The 20,544-nt window shown below is 62.7% G+C and carries 22 protein-coding genes; 12 read left to right on the forward strand and 10 right to left on the reverse strand.

Annotated elements, in window-relative coordinates; all coding sequences use genetic code 11:
• The first annotated feature begins 48 nt into the window (after nt 1-48).
• A complete protein-coding gene (locus HH213_RS22130) occupies nt 49-672 on the forward strand; it encodes a flavin reductase family protein (RefSeq protein ID WP_169115324.1) in 624 nt (207 codons plus the stop codon).
• A 3-nt stretch (nt 673-675) separates the two neighbouring features.
• Here the strand turns inward: HH213_RS22130 and HH213_RS22135 are convergent, their stop codons facing one another.
• Complete coding sequence (locus tag HH213_RS22135) at nt 676-1,701, reverse strand: type II asparaginase (protein ID WP_371867965.1); 1,026 nt, start codon at nt 1,699-1,701, stop codon at nt 676-678.
• 186 nt (nt 1,702-1,887) lie between these two features.
• On the opposite strand from HH213_RS22135, the gene HH213_RS22140 reads away from it, so the two are divergent.
• Nucleotides 1,888-2,199, forward strand: coding sequence for a hypothetical protein (locus HH213_RS22140; protein WP_229263105.1), 312 nt, complete (start codon nt 1,888-1,890; stop codon nt 2,197-2,199).
• A gap of 90 nt (nt 2,200-2,289) precedes the next feature.
• A complete protein-coding gene (locus HH213_RS22145; RefSeq protein ID WP_169113662.1) occupies nt 2,290-3,990 on the forward strand; it encodes an FAD-dependent oxidoreductase in 1,701 nt (566 codons plus the stop codon).
• On the opposite strand, the gene HH213_RS22150 is transcribed toward HH213_RS22145, so the two are convergent.
• Nucleotides 3,987-5,057 carry a patatin-like phospholipase family protein gene (locus HH213_RS22150; RefSeq protein WP_169113663.1) on the reverse strand — a complete coding sequence of 357 codons (1,071 nt, stop codon included), beginning with the start codon at nt 5,055-5,057 and terminating at the stop codon, nt 3,987-3,989. The two genes, HH213_RS22145 and HH213_RS22150, sit on opposite strands and share 4 nt — an antisense overlap.
• Before the next feature lie 128 nt (nt 5,058-5,185).
• Between HH213_RS22150 and HH213_RS22155 the strand changes: the two genes are divergently transcribed.
• A complete protein-coding gene (locus HH213_RS22155; RefSeq protein WP_110848374.1) occupies nt 5,186-5,563 on the forward strand; it encodes a hypothetical protein in 378 nt (125 codons plus the stop codon).
• Here the strand turns inward: HH213_RS22155 and HH213_RS22160 are convergent, their stop codons facing one another.
• The 3 genes from HH213_RS22160 to HH213_RS22170 are packed head-to-tail and all read right to left on the reverse strand — an operon-like array spanning nt 5,564 to nt 9,753.
• Nucleotides 5,564-7,687, reverse strand: coding sequence for a TonB-dependent receptor plug domain-containing protein (locus HH213_RS22160; RefSeq protein ID WP_169113664.1), 2,124 nt, complete (start codon nt 7,685-7,687; stop codon nt 5,564-5,566).
• A 3-nt stretch (nt 7,688-7,690) separates the two neighbouring features.
• Nucleotides 7,691-9,373 (reverse strand): M23/M56 family metallopeptidase, encoded by a 1,683-nt coding sequence (locus HH213_RS22165; RefSeq protein ID WP_229263106.1) that lies wholly within the window; start codon nt 9,371-9,373, stop codon nt 7,691-7,693.
• On the reverse strand, nt 9,373-9,753 hold the full coding sequence (locus HH213_RS22170; RefSeq protein ID WP_110848372.1) for a BlaI/MecI/CopY family transcriptional regulator: 381 nt from the start codon (nt 9,751-9,753) through the stop codon (nt 9,373-9,375). The genes HH213_RS22165 and HH213_RS22170 overlap by 1 nt, the downstream gene beginning before the upstream one ends.
• A 289-nt stretch (nt 9,754-10,042) precedes the next feature.
• On the opposite strand from HH213_RS22170, the gene trhA reads away from it, so the two are divergent.
• From trhA to HH213_RS22210, 8 genes are all read left to right on the forward strand, one after another.
• Complete coding sequence (gene trhA / locus HH213_RS22175) at nt 10,043-10,660, forward strand: PAQR family membrane homeostasis protein TrhA (RefSeq protein WP_169113665.1); 618 nt, start codon at nt 10,043-10,045, stop codon at nt 10,658-10,660.
• A 13-nt stretch (nt 10,661-10,673) separates the two neighbouring features.
• Nucleotides 10,674-11,555: a LysR family transcriptional regulator gene (locus HH213_RS22180; protein ID WP_169113666.1), complete on the forward strand. Its 882-nt coding sequence runs from the start codon at nt 10,674-10,676 to the stop codon at nt 11,553-11,555.
• A 151-nt stretch (nt 11,556-11,706) separates the two neighbouring features.
• A complete protein-coding gene (locus HH213_RS22185) occupies nt 11,707-11,865 on the forward strand; it encodes a hypothetical protein (protein WP_169113667.1) in 159 nt (52 codons plus the stop codon).
• 120 nt (nt 11,866-11,985) lie between these two features.
• Complete coding sequence (locus HH213_RS22190; protein ID WP_169113668.1) at nt 11,986-12,366, forward strand: LiaF transmembrane domain-containing protein; 381 nt, start codon at nt 11,986-11,988, stop codon at nt 12,364-12,366.
• Complete coding sequence (locus HH213_RS22195) at nt 12,363-13,073, forward strand: LiaI-LiaF-like domain-containing protein (protein ID WP_229263107.1); 711 nt, start codon at nt 12,363-12,365, stop codon at nt 13,071-13,073. Before HH213_RS22190 ends, HH213_RS22195 begins: the two co-directional genes overlap by 4 nt.
• Nucleotides 13,073-14,152, forward strand: coding sequence for a sensor histidine kinase (locus HH213_RS22200; protein WP_169113669.1), 1,080 nt, complete (start codon nt 13,073-13,075; stop codon nt 14,150-14,152). Before HH213_RS22195 ends, HH213_RS22200 begins: the two co-directional genes overlap by 1 nt.
• A gap of 4 nt (nt 14,153-14,156) precedes the next feature.
• Nucleotides 14,157-14,888 (forward strand): LytR/AlgR family response regulator transcription factor, encoded by a 732-nt coding sequence (locus HH213_RS22205; RefSeq protein WP_169113670.1) that lies wholly within the window; start codon nt 14,157-14,159, stop codon nt 14,886-14,888.
• A gap of 24 nt (nt 14,889-14,912) precedes the next feature.
• Nucleotides 14,913-15,107 (forward strand): hypothetical protein, encoded by a 195-nt coding sequence (locus HH213_RS22210; RefSeq protein ID WP_110848365.1) that lies wholly within the window; start codon nt 14,913-14,915, stop codon nt 15,105-15,107.
• A gap of 33 nt (nt 15,108-15,140) precedes the next feature.
• Here the strand turns inward: HH213_RS22210 and HH213_RS22215 are convergent, their stop codons facing one another.
• The 5 genes from HH213_RS22215 to HH213_RS22235 form a co-directional block, all read right to left on the reverse strand.
• Nucleotides 15,141-15,599 carry a nuclear transport factor 2 family protein gene (locus tag HH213_RS22215; RefSeq protein ID WP_169113671.1) on the reverse strand — a complete coding sequence of 153 codons (459 nt, stop codon included), beginning with the start codon at nt 15,597-15,599 and terminating at the stop codon, nt 15,141-15,143.
• A gap of 50 nt (nt 15,600-15,649) precedes the next feature.
• Nucleotides 15,650-18,004 carry an ATP-dependent DNA helicase gene (locus HH213_RS22220; RefSeq protein ID WP_169113672.1) on the reverse strand — a complete coding sequence of 785 codons (2,355 nt, stop codon included), beginning with the start codon at nt 18,002-18,004 and terminating at the stop codon, nt 15,650-15,652.
• On the reverse strand, nt 18,001-19,641 hold the full coding sequence (locus tag HH213_RS22225; RefSeq protein ID WP_169113673.1) for a VRR-NUC domain-containing protein: 1,641 nt from the start codon (nt 19,639-19,641) through the stop codon (nt 18,001-18,003). Before HH213_RS22225 ends, HH213_RS22220 begins: the two co-directional genes overlap by 4 nt.
• A gap of 74 nt (nt 19,642-19,715) precedes the next feature.
• On the reverse strand, nt 19,716-20,261 hold the full coding sequence (locus HH213_RS22230) for a phasin family protein (RefSeq protein ID WP_110848362.1): 546 nt from the start codon (nt 20,259-20,261) through the stop codon (nt 19,716-19,718).
• Nucleotides 20,262-20,333: 72 nt separating this feature from the next.
• A complete protein-coding gene (locus tag HH213_RS22235) occupies nt 20,334-20,543 on the reverse strand; it encodes a hypothetical protein (RefSeq protein ID WP_174864424.1) in 210 nt (69 codons plus the stop codon).
• Nucleotide 20,544: the final 1 nt, after the last annotated feature.

Consider the following 20,544-nt stretch of genomic DNA (forward strand, 5'->3'; position numbering starts at 1 on the left):
CCCCGATTTGTATAAATTGTTGTAAAGAAACGTATGCGACAATACAGTATGAGCGACCAATACTTCTATGAACCGGCGCAAGGCCACGGCCTGCCGCATGATCCCTTCAACGCCATCGTCGGCCCACGCCCGATCGGCTGGATTTCCACCCGCGCCGCCAGCGGAAATCTCAACCTGGCGCCGTACAGCTTCTTCAACGCCTTCAATTACACACCGCCGCTGATCGGCTTTGCCAGCCTGGGCCGCAAGGACACGCTGCGCAATATCGAGGAAACCGGGGAGTTTGTATGGAACCTGGCAACCCGGCCACTGGCCGAGGCCATGAACGCCAGCTGCGCCGCCGCGCCGCCGGAGGTGGACGAGTTCCAGCTGGCCGGCCTGACGCCGCAGGCATCCACTATCGTCAGCGTGCCGCGCGTGGCGGAAAGTCCGGTGTCGTTCGAGTGCAAGTGCAGCCAGATCATCCGCCTGCAAGGCGCGTCCGGCGCGGAGACCAATAGCTGGCTGATACTTGGGGAGGTAGTGGGGGTGCATATCGCGCGCGAACTGCTGCGCGACGGCGTTTATGATACGGCCGGCTCGCGCACCATCCTGCGTGGCGGCGGCCCGGCCGATTACTTCGAAATCACACCGGAGCAGTTGTTCCGCATGACGCGGCCCAGCTATCCGTAAAGCTTAGTAGGTGTAGAACATGCGTTGAATCTGCTTGCTGTCGCTGGTCTTGGTCAGCGCCAGCATCAGCAGGATGCGGGCTTTCTGCGGGTTCAGCGTGTCGGACGCGACGAAGTCCAGCTCATCGTCATTGGCTTCGCCGTTGCGTGCCACGATACCCTGGCCAACGCGGCTGGAACGCACGATCAGCACGCCTTGCTTGCGGGCCGCGATCAGGCCGGCCTTGACCGGCGTGGCCAGGCTGCCGTCGCCCACGCCGGCGTGGATGATGCCCTTGGCGCCAGCCGCCACCAGCGCGTTCAGCGCCACTGGGCTAACATTCGCATAGCCGTAGACGATGTCGACCTGCGGCAATGCGTCCAGCTTGCTGACGTCGAACTCGGTATCGGCCGTGTGCTTGCGGGCCGACACGTGATAGAAGTATGGCTTGTTGCCCTGGATGTAGCCCAGCATGCCCAGTTCCGGCGTCTTGAAGCTGTCCGGGGTCGAGGTGTTGGTCTTGGTGACATCGCGGGCGGCGTGGATCTGGTCGTTCATTGCCACCAGCACGCCCTTGCCGACGGCCTCTTTGCTGGCCGCCAGCAGCACGGCGTTGTACAGGTTGATCGGGCCGTCGGCCGACAGTGCGGTGCCCGGACGCATGGCGCCGACCAGCACCACCGGCTTGTGGCTCTTGACGGTCAGGTCCAGGAAGTAGGCGGTTTCTTCCAGCGTGTCGGTGCCGTGCGTAATGACGATACCGTCAACCGCCGGATCGGCCAAAAGGGTGTTGACGCGCTTGGCCAGTTTGAGCCAATGTTCATTGCTCATGTTTTCGCTGGCGATCTGGAACACTTGTTCGCCCTTGACGTCGGCGACCTTAGCCAGTTCCGGCACTGCGGCGATCAGGCTGTCGACGCCGACGGTGGCGGCGGTGTAGCCGACCGTGGTGGTGCTGGTGGCGCCGCTGCCGGCAATGGTGCCGCCGGTGGCCAGAATGGTCACGTGGGCCAGTTTGTCAGCTGCCCCGGCATAGGAACTGAGCAACATTGCGCAGATCAGCAGGGCGGTGTACCAGCGGGCGGTTTGAGGGTAAGGCATGCGATCTCCTGATCGGGCAGTAAAGCTTGGGATAGTAACAAAAGCTTCGCATGTCAACAATGCGGGGCGTTGCCGCGTTAAGTCAGGGTCGCGGCAAAAATATAATAGAGAAAATATATGAGATTGGCTATCACGATGGCATTAATGCTTGCGCTGGCCGCTTGCGGTAAGACGGCGGCACAGAAACAGCAAGAGGAAGCAGCAACGCTGACCCAGCTGGGCGAAAAATATGTCAAGGAAAAGATCCTGGAGCCGAACAAGGCGCAGTTTCGCAACCAGTTCGTCGGCAAGGGCGGGGCGCCGTGCGGCGAGGTCAACGCCAAGGATGCGTTCGGCGGCTACATCGGCTTCCAGCGCTATATTTCGGTGGCGCGCGACCTGACCTTGTTGGCGCAGGATGTCTCGCCGGCCGAGTTTGAGGCGCAGTGGCAGCAGCTCTGCCGGTAAAAGTAGCGGCTTCGGCGGCCTGCCGGAAGGGAGGCTGCCGGCATGGGCAATTAGCGCTATCATGACCGTATCACATCGCGAGGATACGGTATGGAAAAGCAATCCGGGACTGGCAAGAACATCGCTCCCCATCTGGCGTCGTCCGACATCGGCAACCGCCGCCACCAGATTTTCCCCACCCTGAGCGAAGACCAGTTCGACGTGATCCTGCGCTACGGCGAGCGCCAGCGCTTTATTGCTGGCACGGTGCTGTTCCGCCAGGGCGAGCGCCATAACTCGATGTACGTGATTGTCTCCGGCGCGATCGAGATCGAACGCGGCTCGGTGCTGGGATCGACCGTGCTGGGCGTCCATGGCCCCGGCATGTTCACCGGCGAGATGGGGGCGTTGGCGGGCCTTGCGGCCGTGGCCACCGCGCGCGTGGTGGAGGACGGCGAGCTGATCGTCATCAGCGAAGACTCGCTGCGCACGCTGGTCATTTCGGAAGCGGCGCTGAGTGAAACCATCATGCGTGCCTTCATCCTGCGGCGCGTGGCCTACATGCAGGACCAGACCGGGGGCGTGGTGCTGTTCGGCGCCCGCGATTCGCAGGAAACGCTGTTGCTACGCCAGTTCCTCAACCGGAACGGTCAGCCGACCGCCTATTTTGATTCCGAATACGCCGCCGACGAAGAGGCGCTCCAGCTGATGACGCGCTTTGCGGTGAAGCCGGAAGACATCCCGGCGGTGGTGCTGCTCAACGGTCAGGTGCTGCGCCGGCCCACGCTGCGCCAACTGGCCGACGGCCTTGGCATCAGCCCGGACGATCTCGATGGCCGCCTGTTCGATGTGGTGGTGGTCGGCGCTGGCCCGGCGGGACTGGCGGCGGCGGTGTATGCGGCGTCCGAAGGCCTGACGGTGGCGGTGCTGGATGCGAAAGCGCCCGGCGGCCAGGCCGGTTCCAGTTCCAAGATCGAAAACTACTTCGGCTTCCCGACCGGCGTGACCGGCCAGGCGCTGGCTGGTCGCGGGCTGTCGCAGGCGCGCAAGTTCGGCGCCGAGGTGGCGGTGCCGGTGAAGGTCAGCGGGGTCGATTGCTCCACTGCGGAATACGGCATTCAGGTCGACAGCGGCGAGAAGCTGCGCGCACGCTCGATCGTCATCGCCAGCGGTGCGCGCTATCGCAAGCCGGCCTTGCCGGAGCTGGAGCGCTTTGAAGGACGCGGCGTGTATTACAGCGCCTCGTTCATGGAGGCTAACTTCTGCACCGACGAGGAAGTGGTGATCGTCGGCGGCGGCAATTCGGCCGGGCAGGCGGCGGTGTTCCTCGCCTCGCACGCCAAGCATGTGCACATCGTGGTGCGCTCGGGCGGGCTGGCGGCCAGCATGTCGCGTTATCTGATTCAGCGGATCGAGGCGTCGCCGAAGATCACGCTGCACGTCCACAAGCAGATCGTCGAACTGCGCGGCGCCGAGCGGCTGGAAAGCATCCTGTGGCAAAGCGAAGGCAGCGAACCGCGCGAGGCGCCGGCGCGCCATCTGTTCCTGTTCCTCGGCGCGGACCCCAGCACCGCGTGGCTGGGCGATTGCGTGGTATTGGACGATAAAGGCTTTGTGCTCGCGGGACCGGATGTGCCGGCCGCCAGCTGGCCGCTTGAGCGGCCACGCCATCTGCTGGAGACCAGCCGGCCGCGCATCTTCGCGGTGGGCGATGTGCGCAGCGGCTCAGTCAAGCGGGTGGCGGCGGCGGTGGGCGAAGGCTCGGCCGCGGTGGCGTCACTGCACCAGGCGCTGGCTTCGGACCTGCTCTAAGGTTCGATGCTGCGCAGCGGTTTGCTGTGACGGTTGGCGCGGCGGATCGGCGGCTGTTGCAGCGCCGGCCGCGCCAGCGCTTCGCGCGCGCGGTCGTAGCCATACTGCCACTGATCGTTCATGTGCTGCACGAAGATTTCGTAAGACGGCGGCATTTGTAGCTCGATGCGGTTGCGCCGCCAGTCCAGCTTTTGCTGTAGCTGCTGCTTTTCCAGCACCACCGAGACGTCCGACGAATCGATGCGCATATCGGCTAGATGGCTGTTGGCGTAGCGCAGGCGCGCATTGCCATCCACGCCCAACACCGCGCGCCAGGCCGGAATCGAGAACACCTGGTCGAACGCCTCCTTGAATTCCATGATTACTTCCTGGCCCAGGCGGCGGGCGATTTCGACCGGGAACAGATCCAGCACGCCGCCGATGTATTCGTCGCCGCGATACTGCGCGCAGCGGAAGTAGATCATATCGGCGATGGAGATGCGGGCGGCTTCGGTGACCGGCACGCTGCCGTCGGTCAGCAGTTCGCGGGCGATGGCGTGCTCGCCCCAGCGGGCGTCGGCCAGTGGCGAATCCATGCCGTTGATCGCAGCGGCGGCGCGCTGGTTGCAGAAGATCGTTTCCGCATACAGCTTGCGCTGGCCGCGTGGCAGGCCGACATCTTCAGGACCGAACAGCAGCTTGCCGCCGATGATGGCTACATCCACTTGCGGCGCGCCGGCGGCGGGCGGGAAGGGCAGCTGCGGCGGAATCTCGAACAGGTAATCGTTGAACAGGTCCGGGATGAGCGGCGCGCTGGCACTGGACAGCTTGCGTTTTGCGGCGCGCAGCAAGGTGCCACGCAACGCGGCGTGTTCGGTGGAGCGCAGGCCGCACCAGAACTGGTACATGGTCTCGGAAGACAGCCACGCGCGCTGGGCGTCGGGATCGGGCAGGTTGTGGATGATGGCGGCGGCGATGGCGCCACCGCAGCTGGCCAGCAGCACATCGGGCGCTTTGCCGGCCTGTTGCAGCGCGGCGTACATGCCGATATAAATCCCGAAACGGAATCCGCCCCCACCCAGCACCATGCAACGTTGATATGGTTTATACAATTCTTGCGTCATAGACCACAACGATAGCACACGAAGTTTGATCGATTCGATATTCCATCGCTGTTTGGCTTGACGCACCGCTGTACGAGGACAATCATGGATAAATGGACAGCCAAACCACATCGACGGAAGACACCCTGCAGACTCTGCTAGTACGCACGGCTGTCATGCAGGTGCACAATGAAACAATATTGGCGGCGCTGAAAGCTTTGCAGGATGGGCAGGATACTTTGAGGAAGGAGTTTGCTGTCCTCCGCGATGGGCAAACTGAGATACAGGTATCCGTTGGCATCGTTCAAACCGAGGTGGCTGGGCTAAAAGAACGGATGAACCATTACGCCACGAAGGCCGAGGTCGAGTCCGTGCGCTCCGAACTCTACAAGGCGCTGGAGGCGCAGACCTGGCGGTTGCTGGTGTGGATGACTGCCGTGTGCTCCGGGCTTACCGGCGCAGTCTATTACATCGCCCGCAACGTGCACTGATTACAACTGCTGCTCCAGCATGATGCGCAGCGTTGGCTGCGTTGGCGTCAGACGCAGGCTGCGCGTGGTGCCGCTGACATCGGTGTAGTTATAGATCTCCGTGGCCTGCTGATGTAGCAGATTGCTGGCCGCCACCCGCAACTGCGTCTTCGCGCGCCACTTCCACACCGCGTACACATCCAGCTCCCGCTTGGCGCTGGTGCTGCTCAGCGTTTGCACCGACTCGCGCGCACGCTCACCGGCCTGATAGTTCAGATTCCCGCCCAACGTCAGCTGCGACCAGCGGTAGTCCATCCCCAGGTTGGCCGTGGCCGGCGTCTGCGACTCCAGCCGATTGTATGGCCCCGGCACATTGTCCACGCGCGACCAGTTGCGCGCCAGGTTAGCCCGCAGGTCAAGCGCTTTGGATAACGGCAGCTTGGCCTCCAGCTCCATGCCGTGCGCATTGGCGTTACCGTCGTTGAACGGCGCCGTCACCCACACACCATCCTGCTGGAACAAGCGCGATTGCGTTACATCGCGAATGCGGCGCACGTAGACGCTGGCGCTGACCAGCGCACCATCGCCGAGATAATGTTCATACGCCGCATCCATCCCCCACGTCAGCTCCGGCCGCAGCAACGGATTGCCTTGCTCGTCCGGATTGGTCGGATTATTGTTGTTGTCCTTGGTGTAGCGGCGCGGTACCAGCTTGACCAGTTCCGGCGCCTTGTAGGTGCGGCTGATCGCCAGCCGCAGCACATCCTTGTTGGCCAGTTCATAGCGCGATTGCAGCGAAGGACTCCAAACCGCAGCGCTGCTATCCAGCGCATCCGGCGCGTTGGCCGCAATCGCCCGGCTGGCCGTGTCCAGCCGCTCATGGCGCAGGCCGAGATACAGCGAATACCCTTTGGTCACCTGCCACTCATCCTGCGCAAACAGCGCCAGGCGATTGACGTTGGCGGTGTAGTCCGCATTGTTGGCGCTGGTGAGCAGACCATTGGCATCGAACAGCGTCTCGTTGCGGTCTTCGCTGCGGCGCGCATGACTGGCATCCCAGCCGACTGCCAGCGCGTGGCTGTCGCCGATCGGATGGCGATAGGTGCCGGTGCTGGTGATGCTGTTCTCCACAGGGCCGGAGTCCACGTGGTGGCGGCCCAGCGGCTTGCTGTCCGCATCCATGCCGTGAAAGTCGAAGGTGCCGGTGCGGCGGTTGGTGCTGGCGCCCAGTTTCATCTCCAGCTTGTCGCCATTGGATAGCTGATGCGTCCAATTGACATCGCTGCGCAGCATGACGAAGTTGGCGACGAAGTTGGCCGTGTTGCGTGGATATTCGCTATGCTCGCCGAGCAGCACCGTTTCGTCGGCGCGGGCCAGGTTGTCCATGCGGCGCAAATAGGCCAGGCTTTGCCAGCTGAGGGTGTCGCCGCCGTCCAGCTTCCAGTTGATGCGTGGCGTCAGCGTCAGCGCGTCGGTGCGGCCGGATTCGGTTTGCGGCGTGCGGCGCAGCAGCGTCAGGACACCATTGGGATCGCGTTGCTCCTGCCAGTCGGTGAATGGCTTTTCGCTGCGCTTGCGCGTCAAGGTGGCGGCGAGGCTGTAGGAATAAGCTTCGCTTTGATCCGACAGCTGCGCGCTCAACGCCGGCGTATTGACGCCTTGCTGGCGCGCGACGCTGGCGGTAATCGAGCGCTGGCCGCGTGTCGCCGCCTTTTTCAGGATGATGTTGATGGCGCCGGCCACCGCCTGGTTGCTCAATTCCGCCGTGGCACTGCGCAGGATTTCGATGCGCTCGATGGTCTCAGGCGAGATGGCGTCCAGTGAAAAGCCGTTCGGTACAGGCTCGCCGTTGAGCAGGATCTGCGTGTAACCGTTGCCCAGGCCGCGCATCTGGATCGCGCCGCCCTGGCCGGGGGCGCCGCTGATGCTGACGCCGGGCAGACGCTTGAGAACATCGGATAACGCCAGATCGCCTTGGCGCACGATGTCGGCGTGGTTGATGACAATGGCGGTGGTGGTCTCGCGCTGGCGCTGGTCGGCGCGGGCGCCGGTGATCACGACTTGCTGCGGGTCCGGAACGTCCGTCGCGCAGGCGCAAGCGGACACCGCCAGCAGCAAGCTGCTGGTGATGCGTGGTACTGGCATGGTTTATCCCTTTGAGGCTTGTTGCTGGCGGCGGACCTTGAGTGCGCGCGGTGTGGCGTAGGCGTCCAGGTTGGCAAACATGGGAGCCGGATCGACGATCTGGCCGTTCTGTCGCATTTCCAGGTGCAGGTGCGGACCGGTGGCGAAACCGGTCTGGCCGACGGCGCCGATCAACTGGCCGGCCTGCACCTGTTGGCCGGCTTTGACGTTGATGCTGTTCAGGTGGGCGTAGAGCGAGCGTTGCGCGCCATGGTCGATGATGACCGCGTTGCCGTATCGGCCGTCATTCTCGGCGAGGTGGCCGGCGGAGATGATGGTGCCGCCGGCGACGGCGTGCACCGGCGTGCCTTTGGTAGCGGCGAAGTCGATGCCTTTATGCGGCGTTGGCAGCACGCTGCGCATGACGCCATAGAAGCTGATGACGCGGACCTTATCAAGCGGTGCGCGCCAAGGCTCGGTAGACGGTGCGGCTGGTGACGCCGTAGTTGGTGCAGGCGTTGCTGCCGCCGATCCCGGCGTTGCTGTCACTGTTGGCGCGCTGCCAGCGCTCGGCGGAATGTTGGTGGCCAGCGCTGGTTGCAGCATTGCGCCGGCCGCCAGCAAGGCTGTCAGCGCGCCGCCGGTGAACCACGCGGCCGCGGTGCTCAACGCCGGCAGGCTGTCCTTCTGCATGTGGCGAATACGGGCGGCGATGGTGGCGCCGTTGAAGGCGGCCACGCCGATTGGCGTCATCGTCGTCCATTGCTGGAGCAGGGACGCGGCGTATTGTTTGCGCTGGTGTTGTGGGCGGCCTGCCAGCACATGCTGGTCGCAACTTAATTCCAACGCCCATTCCATCTGCTTCGCCATCCAGCGCAGCGTAGGATTGAACCAGAATACGGTCTGCAAAGCGGCTGCGATGGCGAGGCACAGCGGATCGCGCACGCGCCAGTGATGCAGTTCATGGGCGATGATCATTTGCTGCTGCGCGGTGCTCAATGTGTCCAGATGCGCAGGCAGCAGGAGGCACGGGCGGCGCGCGCCGAGCAGCATTGGTGAGATCGGGACGTCGGTGCGCAGTACGGTCAGTTTGCGTTGGGCGATTTCGCGCAGTTGGCCGGCGGTGAAGGCGCCGTGAGCTTGCAGGTCGGCCGGTGACAGGCGCTGTGCGGTGGCGCGCAGCTTGCGCCACATGCGGCGTGCTTGCCATTGGCGCGTGATGGCGACGGTCAGGCCGACGGCGTAGATCAGCAGCCAAATGGCGGCCATCAACGGGACGGCGCGACCTACGGCAGACGCTGCGTCGTCGGATGAGGCATGTTCGGACGTCGCATCTTCCGTCGTCGTCGCTGCAGCCAATGCCCACGCATTTGCAGTCGGCGCAGCGTTTGGCTGATCTGCCAGCGGGGATGGTGTGGCATCGACCATGGCGATTGTTGTTGGGGCGAGCGTGATGCTGGTTTGCGCTGGATGCGGCAGGAAGGGCAGCAGGGCGGCCGCAGCGACCACGCCTTGCGCTGCCAGCCACACGCCGCGCCGCGTCCGCAGCGCGGGCCACAGACGCGCGGCGCCGTTCAGCAGCAGCCAAGCGGCCAGTCCGACCGCCGCGCTGCCGACACAGGCCAGCAACCACTTGGCAGCCACCAGCTCTTGCAGCGCCAGCCGCTCCAGCAATTGCGGCAACTCCGGCAGATACGCGCCGCTCATCACTCGCTGTCCGCTGGCCAGTCGTTCAGCATCTGTTCCAGCTGTGTCAGCTCTTTCTGGTCGACCAGCTTACTGCCGGTGAACATGGCCACCGGCAGCGGCGCATCGAGCTCCATCACGCGGCGGCCGAAGTCGCGCGCGAAGGCGGCCAGCGTGCCGACTTTTTCCAGCACCGCACTATAAACATTGATGCCGTGCACCGTCTGCATGCCGATCATCTGCTTTTCCAGCATCCGGTCCAGCGTCTTGCGGGTGGATGAAAACGACCAGCCCAGCTCATCTGCGGCGGCATCGTGGATTTCGCGCGCGCTCAGTGGTTGCTGTTTCCACAGCACTTTCAGCAAGGTCAGCTCGCTGACGGAAGGAATCGTGACAGACATGGTTTACCCCTATGCGACTAATGGGATGATTATGCGACATGTGTCGCAATTGCGTCAACCATCAAATAGCCAAAGATGTATAAGATTTTGTAACATTGCTTTGAATAAATTCCAAATATGTTACGATGAATTAATTGCTAATTATCAATAAAGCACGGTCGTGCGCAGCAGGACGGAAGGTATCGTCAGGCGAGTATTGGCTTAACCGGCGGCGAGAAGCGGCGGGGCGCTATACAATGGTTGTGGCCGCAGCTATCCCAGCCGCAGCCACCTCTGCATTGGAAACACTATGTATTACGGAGAGCGCTTCAACAGCATCACGCACACCGTCGGCGCCGCGCTGGCCGCCATCGGCGGCACCCTGCTGATCGTGCAGGCGGCCCGCAGCGGCGATGTCTGGAAGATCGTCAGCTTCAGCGTGTACGCCGCCACCTTGCTGGCGCTGTACCTGACGTCCACGCTGTATCACAGCCTGCGTGGCCGCGCCAAGGATGTGCTGCGGCAGATGGACTATTGCGCCATCTACCTCCTGATCGCCGGCAGCTACACGCCGTTCACGCTGGTCAGCCTGCGTGGACCGTGGGGCTGGTCGCTGTTTGGCGTGGTGTGGGGACTGGCGCTGATCGGCATCTTGCAGGAATTGTGGTTTGCCAAGGGCGCGCGCGTGCTGTCGCTGCTGATTTACGTGGCGATGGGCTGGGTGGGCGTGATCGGCGCCAGCCCGCTGATCGACGCACTGGGCTGGAATGGATTCATGTGGTTGGCGATCGGCGGCCTGGTGTATACCGTGGGCATTGCCTTCTTCGTCACTGACCATAAATGGCGCTATGGACACGGCGTCTGGCATTTATTTGTACTGGGCGGCAGCGCCTGTCATTTCGGCGCTGTCATGCTCTACGTGGCGTAAGGATAGAACACCCGTGGAAATCAATTCGGACGATTTAAAAACCTTTATCACCGTGATCGACAGCGGCACCCTCAGCGCCGCTTCGGTGCACCTGGGGCAAACCACCTCCGGCGTCAGCCGCGCGCTGTCGCGGCTGGAGGACAAGCTGGCCACCTCGCTGCTGACACGCACCACGCGCCGCATGGAGCTGACCGAGGAAGGCCACCTGTTCCTGGAAAAGGCCCGCGCCATTCTCGGCGCAATGGAGGAGGCTGAAGAAACCATCCGCATCCGTCGCCAGAAGCCGGCCGGTCGTTTGTGTGTGGATGCGGCCTCGCCGTTCATGCTGCATTGCGTGGTGCCGCACGTGGCCGAATTCCGCGCCATGTACCCGGACATCCGCCTCGAACTCAGTAGCAACGACCAGATCGCCGATCTGATCGAGCACCGCACCGACATCGCCATCCGCATCGGTGCGCTAAATGATTCGACGCTGCATGCGCGGCCGCTCACTTCCAGCCCGCTTTACGTGCTGGCCAGCCCGGAATATCTGGCGCAGCACGGCACGCCGCATACGCCGGAAGACCTGGCGCAGCATTCGTTGCTGGGCTTTGTGCAGTACGAACTGGGCAACCAGTGGCCCTTGCAGCACGCCACCGGCAATAGCCTGCCAGTGACGCCATCGATCTCCGCCTCCAGCGGCGAGACGCTGCGGCAGCTGGCGCTGGCCGGCCAGGGCATCGTCTGCCTGGCCGATTTCATGACCCGCGACGACATCGCAGCCGGCCGCCTGGTCAAGGTGCTGGAGCCGAATTACACCGGCTACCGCCAGCAGATTCACGCCGTCTACTACCGCAATACGCAGCTGGCGCAGCGCATCAGCTGCTTCCTCGAGTTTTTGCAGCAAAAACTCTGAGCTATCCAGTGTGCGGGCCCGTACAGAGGCCCGCGCCAGCGACGGCTACACTGGCCTTGCGTGCCTGGAGTTCTACGCTCCGCAGCAGGTGAGCCGATAGCCTCAAGTATCGGCACCAGACAAACGATGTTGCCGCCTGATGGAGGTCATCATGACGCAAATTACCCACCCTTCCAAGCACGCTGTACGTGCTTACCTTGAGCGCCGCACCCACGAGGTGAAGCCGCCGCCTACGCCGGAAGAAATCCGTCGGCAACTGGGCTGGGGTTTGATGGGCTTTGAACAGAAGGTCGGTAACGGCCGTAGTTAAGCGCGCAATTCGCCGATTCTTCGCCGTTCACCGGGCCTTTTCCGCCGTTCGCCGAATAGCAGTTTCCCCGCCAGCCGTTCCCCGGTATTGTTACATTCATACCGACTTGGGGGACTTAACATGAACGTAGCAACCGCTTATCGCTGGCGTAAGCAGCTGGTCTGGGGCCTGGCCCTGATCATCGCCGGCACCGTCATCCTGCTGGCGCAAACCGACGTGCTGGACATCGACCTCAATCCCGCGCATTTCTGGCGCTGGTGGCCTTGGCTGGTAGTCATCAGCGGCGTCACCAAAATCATTCCTCCAACGACCTCGCGCTACTTCACCGAAGGCTGGTGGGAGATCTTCTTCGCCGGCTGGTGGTACGTCTCCTTCAATCACCTGTGGGGCCTGGGCTTCGGCCAGACCTGGCCGGCGCTGATCGTCGCCTGGGGCGTGGGCATGATGCTGCGTCCCCTGTTGGACAACATCTTCCCACCGTCGATCAAGGAGCAGGCATGAGAAACCGTCGCCGCGAGCGCAATCCCGCTACGCAAATGATCATCGGCCTGTTCGTCATCGGCGTCGGCATGCTGTTCCTGCTGGATAACCTGGGCTGGCTGGACCTGGATCTGCGCATCCACATCTTCCCGACCATCCTGATCGCCGCCGGCATCCTCAAAGTGCTGCAAACCCGCACCCAGTCCGGTGTGGTGGTGGGCGGCGGGCTGATAGCGGTGGGTGCCTTGTTGATGCTGAAGGAAATGGGCTACCTGGCGATAGACTGGCGCAACCTATGGCCGGTGTTCATGATCGCGGCCGGCGTGGCGGTGGTGATCAAGTCCAACATCAACCGCAATGCGCCGGCGGCGAATGCGCCATCGCTGGACAAGGACGCTGACGATACGGTGATCAACGCCACCGCCATCATGGGTGGCTTCAAGCGCCGCATCACGACGCAGGATTTTAAAGGCGGCGAAATCACCGCCATCATGGGCGGCTGTGAACTTGACCTGCGCCAGTCCAGCATCAACGGCGACGCCGTGCTGAATGTCTACGCGCTGTTCGGCGGCATCACCGTCAAAGTGCCGATCGACTGGACCGTGATGCTGGAAGGGACGCCGATCATGGGCGGCTTTGAGGAAAAAACCGTGCCGCCTGCCGCCGTCGGCAAGCGCCTGATTGTGCGCGGCTACGTCATCATGGGCGGCCTGGAAGTGCGTAACTGATGTTGGAGATTTCCTCCAGCCGGCGCGGACTGGCGATCTACCTGCTGGTCTGGCTATTCCTCGGCTGTGCGCTGGCCGGCGTGATTCGCGTCGCCAGCGATACGCCGCTGGTCAACGCTTTGCTGTTTGCGATTCCGCTGAACGTGCTGTACGCCTTCGCGGCGGGCTACTCGGCGTATTACGTTTGCCGCGCCTATCCGCTGGGCGGGCCGCGGCCAGGGCAGCTGGCGTTGGTGCTGACGGTGGCGGGCGTGGTGTCCGGCTTTCTGTGGCTGAGCATCGCCAACCTGTGGAATGGACTTTGCCTGCTGCTGGGAGCTACATGGAGCGGCATTGTCATCACCTCGCAGCTGTCGGTGTTGATGGTGGTGCTGGGCGTGCTGCTGTATGGCTTTGCGGCGGCGCTGCATTATCTGGTGATTGAATTCGTGCGCGCCAAGAACGCCGAGCAGCGCGAACTGGAGTCGCTGCTGATGGCGCAGGAGGCCGAGCTGCGCATGCTGCGCACGCAGATCGATCCACACTTTTTGTTCAACAGCCTGAATTCCATCAGCGCGCTGACGTCGCAAGATCCGAAGGCGGCGCGCCGCATGACATTGGAGCTGGCCAGCTTCTTCCGCCAGAGCCTAGGCATGGAGGCGCACAAGAAGGTGACGCTGGGTGAGGAAATGATCCTGATCCGTCACTTCCTGGCGATCGAGCAGGTGCGCTTTGGCGAGCGCCTGCAAGTGGTCGAGGTGATGGGTGAAGGCGCGGCGGAATGCCTGGTGCCGCCGATGATCATCCAGCCGCTGGTGGAGAACGCCGTCAAGCACGGCATCTGCAATATGCCGGAAGGCGGCACCGTGCGCATCACCGCGCGGCGGGCCGGTTCGATCTTGCAGATCAGCGTGACCAATCCGGTGGACGAGGATATGTCCTCGATCCGCAGCGAAGGCCATGGCATCGGCCTGACCAACGTGCGCCAGCGTTTGGCCGGCGCCTACAAACACGAAGCCGGCATCCATTGGGGCCGGCAGGACAACAGCTTTGGCGTGGACATCACAATGCCCGCGCAAACAAGCGAACAAGGGGAGTAGAGCAATGCGTATCATCATCGTGGACGATGAAATGCTGGCGCGCGGCGTGGTGCGCGAGTATTTGTCCGAGCATGCGGATGTGGAAATCGTGGCCGAATGCGCCAACGGTTTCGAAGCGGTGAAGGCGATAACCGAATTGTCGCCGGACCTGGTGTTCCTGGATATCCAGATGCCCAAGCTGGATGGTTTTGAAGTGGCCGAACTGGCGGGCAGCAAGACGCGCTACATCTTCGCCACCGCGTTCGACCAGTACGCGATCAAGGCGTTTGAGTTTCACGCGCTGGATTATCTGTTGAAGCCATTCAGCCAGCAGCGTTTTGACCAGGCCTTGGCGCACGCCCGCACCAACCTCGGCGCCGGCGGCGAGGCGGTCGAGAAGATGGTGCGCGAAGCCTCCGGCCGCAGCAGGCCGCTGGGCCGCGTGCTGATACGCGATGGCGCAAAGGTGCACGTTATCAATGCCGACAAAATCGAGTCGATTGAAGCGCAGGACGATTACGTGCAGATCCACTCGGAGGGTAAATCGTACCTGAAGAATCAGAGCATGACCGAGCTGGAAGGGCAGCTCGACGCCGAGCAGTTCCTGCGCATCCACCGTTCCTACATCGTCAATATTGCGCATGTCGCGCGGATCGAACAGGCAACCAAAGACAGTTATGCGGCGATCCTCAAGGATGGCAGCAAGCTCCCGATCAGCCGCACCGGCTATCAGAAAATCAAGACTGTGATGCAGTAACTACCGCCTACCAAAGGAGAAAAAATGGATTGGCTTACCTCGGTGTCCCCGATATTAATTCCGATTGTCGCGCTGATGATTCCGATCGTCGGCATCATTGCTGGCGCGGTGCTGAAGGTGCAGAAGCTCCAGCTCCTGCACGAAACCATTCGCGTCCTGAGCGCGAACGGGCAGCCGATTCCGCAGCAACTGCTGGACCAGATTATTGATAAAAAATGATGGCCTTCCGGACGGCGCGGACAAGACCATCAGCTATTGATTGGCGCGATGCCCGTAGCTCAGCGCACGGGTGACTTGCCATGCGTCGCCGCGCTGGCGCCAGATGATGGTGAATTCGGCGATGCCTTCGCATTTGCCGCTGCCTAACTGGCAGAAGGTATGCGAGCCGGTAGCGATGGCGCCGAAGTCCTTGACCGGCACAACCCTCAAAGTGCCCGGCACAAGTTGGCGCTGGTAGTGGCCGCAGACGTTCTTCGCGGTTTGCGCGATCATGACGTCGCGCGTCCAGGTGACGCCGGCGTTGTCGTGATAGAACTCGACGTTGGGATCGAAGTAGCTGGCGTATTTGTCCAGCTGTCCCGGTTTGTCGCACTGGTTGAAGGCGGTGAACATCTCGCTGTCCAGCCGCGTGATGGTGGCGGTCAGCGCCGCGTTGTCGGCTGCTTGCGCGCTGCCGGCGCATAACAGCATGCTGATGGCTAGTTTCTTCATGTCCGTCTCCTCGTGGTTGCCATGAGCGTCCATCTTAATTGAGCTGCCGCCTATGCTTCCGCGTTTTCCGACGAATCGCGGTTTGCGAGGGGCGAATGGCGTTCTATGCTCCACCAGCTGGGCATCAGCTCCTGGATCTCGGGCCGGCCGAAGCGGTCGTCGATCAGGTAGACGGTGCCACGGTCCGACGTGGTGCGGATCACGCGGCCGGCCGCCTGCACCACCTTCTGCATGCCGGGATAGGTGTAGGTGTAGTCGTAACCTGCGCCGAAGATGGTCTCCATGCGCGCCCGTATCTGTTCGTTGACCGGATTGATTTGCGGCAGGCCGAGCGTGGCGACAAAGGCGCCGATCAGGCGCGCGCCCGGCAAGTCGACGCCTTCGCCGAATGAGCCGCCCAGCACGGCGAAGCCGATGCCTTCACTATCGAGCGTAAAACGGTCGAGGAATTGCGCGCGCTCGGCTTCATCCATGCGGCGCGACTGGCGCCATACCGGCACGTGCGGATACAGTTCGCTGAACTGGTTGGCCGCCTTTTCCATGTAATCGAAACTGCTGAAGAAGGCGAGGTAGTTGCCGCGTTGCGCCGCGTACTGCTTGCCCATCAAGTCGGCGATGGGACGCAGCGATTGCTGGCGGTGCGCGTAGCGGGTGGAGATGTGCGACGCCACCTGCACCGACAACTGCTCGGCCGCGAATGGCGATTCGACATCCACCCACGCGGTGGTCTCCGGCATGCCGAGCATGTCGCCGAAGTAGTTCCATGGACTGAGCGTGGCGGAGAACAGGGCCGTGGTGTGCGTGCTTTCAAAGCGCGGTTTGAGGTATGGCGCCGGCACGATGTTGCGGATGCAGAGCACCGAGTTGCTGTTGCTTGCGCGCGCGCCGGGGGACTTTTCGATGTCGAACAATGCGTGATCGCCAAAGCTCTCAGCCAGCTTTGCGAACATCAGTGCGTTGAAGTAGAAGCTTTGCAGGTCCGGCTCCACATAGCCGGGATGGTCGGCCATGTAGTCGGAGATGGCGGTGGCCGCGGTCTGCAAGGCGCCCATGAATTTTTCCGGCAGCGCGGCATAAGACTGGTACTCGGACGATTGGTCCTTTTCCAGCTGGTTCCACTGCTTGTGCACGCGTTCCAGCGGCTTTTTCAATTCCTCGGGGACGATCTTGCGCAGCAGGCGCACGCTGTCGTGCTCCATATCGGCCGAATACATCTTGCGCGCGCGCGACACCATGTTATGCGCCTCGTCCACCAGCACGTTGACCTTCCAGTCGTTGAGCTGCGTGAGACTATGCAGCATGGCGCTGCTGTCGAAGTAGTAGTTGTAATCGCCGATGACGATGTCGCACCAGCGCGCCATTTCGCTGCTCAGGTAATACGGGCAGACGTTGTGGGCGAGGGCGATGGCGCGCAGCGTGTCGCGGTCCAGCGCCGGTGGTGCGCTGCCTGTACCCTCGCTGCCTGATGGCGCCATTAACGCCAGCGCCGATGCGCGCGCGTCCGGCAGTCGGTCGTAAAAGCCTTTGGCCAGCGGGCAGGAATCGCCGTGGCAGGCCTTGTCCGGATTGACGCAGGCGGTGCTCTTGGCCGCCAGTTCCAGCGTGCGCAGTGGCAGCAGCGGCGCGCCTTCGCGGATCAGGTCCACCGCATCGAGCGCCATCTGCCGGCCGGAGGTTTTCGCGGCCAAAAAGAAGATCTTGTCGACGCCATGATCGGCGCTGGCCTTCAGCATCGGGAACAGGCTGCCCACGCTCTTGCCGATGCCGGTCGGTGCTTGCGCCAGCAGGCACACCTTGCGGTTGCTGGCGCGGTACATGGCTTCCGCCAACTGGCGCTGGCCGGGACGGAAGTCGCTATAAGGGAAACGCATCGCCTTCAGTTGCAGGTCGCGTTCCGCGCGGTGCACCATTTCCTGCTCCGCCCACCTGATGAACAGGCCGCACTGCTGCTCAAACCAGGCTTGCAGATCGGCGGCCGTGTGATCTTCATGCAGCACGGTTTCCTTCTGGCTGCCGATGTCGAAGTAGACCAGCGCCAGGCGGATTTTTTCCAGTCCGCGATCCTTGCACAGCAGGTGGCCGTAGACTTTGACCTGTGCCCAGTGCAGCGCGCGCTGGTTGTCCGGCATTTTCTTCAAGTCGCCGCGATAGGTTTTGATTTCTTCCAGGCGGTTGCCGCGGCCGTCGTAGCCATCGGCGCGGCCGCGCACGTGCAGCGGGCCGAAGTCGCCGGACAGCGATATCTCGGTCTCGTAATCGTCATCGCGGCGCGAGGTCACCACGCCATGGCCGGCGATGCCTTCCTGCGCGGTGGGCGAGGGCGTGAAGCGCAGATCGAGGTCGCCGGTCTTGGCGGTGAACTCGCACAGCGCGCGCACGGCGACAGTGTAGCGGGCCGGCGTCATGCCGCCCATTGCAGGTAACAGACCGAGATCGGCATCGCGTGCGCGGCGCAGTATTCGATCCAGCGCAGCTGATTGTCCTGCAGGCGGTCACCCGGACCTTTTACTTCGATCATGTTGTAGCGACGCTCGGCCGGCCAGAACTGAATCAGGTCCGGGAAGCCGCTGCGGTTGGATTTCACATCCAGCAGGATGCGCTCGAAGGCGCGCTTCAGGTGCTGCGGGGGAATGCAGTCCAGCGCCAGGTCCAGCAGCTCTGCGTCCACCGCCTCCCAGAACACGAACGGCGACTGGATGCCGTACTTGGCGGCGAAGTTGGCGCGGATGGTGGCGCGATACTGCTCGCCATCCAGCTGCGATAACGCGTCACCAAATTGCAGCGCGCGGCGGCGCTGGAAATCGGCGCTGTGCAGGTCGGCCGGGCCGCGGTGATACGGATGGAAGAAGGCGCCGGGAATCGGCGAAAACACCGCGTCCCAGCACAACAGGCCGAACAGGGAATTGATCAGCGAATTCTCGACGTAGTAGACCGGCGCGTCTTCCTTACTCAGGTGATCGCGGACGACGAATTCGACGTAGCTGGCTTGCTCCGGCGGCGGCAGGCTCAGGTCGATGCGCTCGGCCTGCGCCAGCACCACCGGCGGCGGCTTGGCGTGACCCAGCTTGCGCGCCAGGCGCGGCGCCATGCGCAGCAGCTGCTGGCGTTCGGCCTCGCTCTCGGGCGCTAGCAGCGCGGTTTGCAGCAGGTCGAACGCTTCGCGCGGCTGCTCGTTTTTTTCCAGCACGCGGATGGCGCGGGCGCGCGCGCCGGGATAATCGCAATCGGCGTACATCGCGTGCGCGGCGGGCCAGTCGCGCAGCTTTTCCACGTGCTGGGCGATGGCGAACAGCAGCTTGTTGCGGCGGCTGCGCAGCCATTCGTTGTCCGGCGCGCAGGGCGGCAGGTCGGCGATGATGGCGGCCGGATCCTCACCCTCGGCAAAGCGCTCGTGGCATTGGTGGATGGCGAGGAAATCGTCGATGTCGCGGCGGCTGCGGAAACCGCGCGCGGCCGGCGAGAACTCGACTTTTTCGTACTGATAAATGCCCAGGTCGGACAGCACGAAATCGGTCCAGTCCTGGTGGTAATTGCCGAAGAAGATCAGGCGCAGGCGATCGCACAGTTGCTGCGTCAGGTTGCGATAGGCGTGGTCGCCGGAGTTGGCGTACCAGCCGGAAAAGCGGTGCGCGCAATCGTACTGTTCGCGCAGCGCTTCCAGCTGATCGGCCTTGCGCAGGTGCTTGACGTGCGCGCCCAGCTGAAACACTTTGACGATTTCCGGCTTTTGCAACAGGTCGAACAGCGCGTCCAGCTCCAGCTGCGGATCTTCCTCGATCAGGCCGGCTTGAGCCAGCGGGCGGGCCGCCTCATGCGTGCTGCCGATTTCCGCGTAGACGAGCTTGCTGGCGCGGAATACCGTGCCCTTGCGCATCACCATGCGCACGAACAGCGCCCGCGACGATTGCGGCAGGGTGGAAAAGGTGGCGAGGAAATGGCGTTCGTCGGCGGTCAGCAGATCGTCGTAGCGTTCGCCGATCCACGCCAATACCTGGTGAAAATTCTCCAGATAGTAGAACGGATTTTCCAGGACTTTGATCATTGCAGCGGGGAGGCGATAAGACGATGATAACTGTATTTATGTACAGTGTACCGCCTTCCTCCCCGCTTGCCCAGTTATTTCTTGGCGGCGCCCGGGGTCACCATGGCGTTGGCCTTGGCGATTTCCGTTTCCACGGCCTGCACTGCCTGCTTGGTGGCCTTGGTCACCTGCTCATAGCCGGCAAAGGCGTTGTCGATCGCAGTCTTGACGATCTGCACGGCGTTCTCCGAACCGGGGCGGACGTTCTTGGTGACGTCGTAGATCAGCGCGCTGAGGTTGCTCTTGGCTTCGGCCACGTGGGCGTCGGCGGCGCGGGTGAATTCCTGGCGGATCTCGGCAATGATGTCGCCCAGCTGCTGGTTGTAGGCGGCCGCGCTGGCGACGCCGGGCTGGATCTTGTCGGCCGCCACTTGCATCGCGGCCTTGGCGTCGCTGGCCTGGCTGATTTCCTTGCCGGCGGCGAGGCCATCTTCCAGATGCGACTTGGCGGTCGACATATTCAGCGCGATGACTTGCTCGACGCCTTGCACGGTCTTGCTGGTCAGCGTGTTGAAGGTTTCAAGCTGGAACTCAAACAACGCTTTGGTGGCGTTGGCAAATTGCTCGGGATTCGTGAACATACAGTCTCCTCATAAGAAATGTGGGATGCAGCTTGCAGCGATTTCCGGTTTTACCGTGTTGTTGTGATTTGATTATCTAGTAACAATTAATTTTTCGCAACGAGCATCGCGGAACGGGCCATAGGCTTTTTCCCAGCCTTCGCCCAACGGCGTCTGCGAACAGGCCAGCGCGCCGTCAATCTTGCTGCGCCACTTCCACCACGGCGCGGGTGCCGCCGTCAGCGTGCCGCAGCCCAGCAGCAGGGCCAGCAGCAGTGTCGTCTTGGTTTTGAATCGGTTCATA

Source organism: Duganella dendranthematis (assembly GCF_012849375.1).
GTDB classification, from domain to species: domain Bacteria; phylum Pseudomonadota; class Gammaproteobacteria; order Burkholderiales; family Burkholderiaceae_D; genus Rugamonas; species Rugamonas dendranthematis.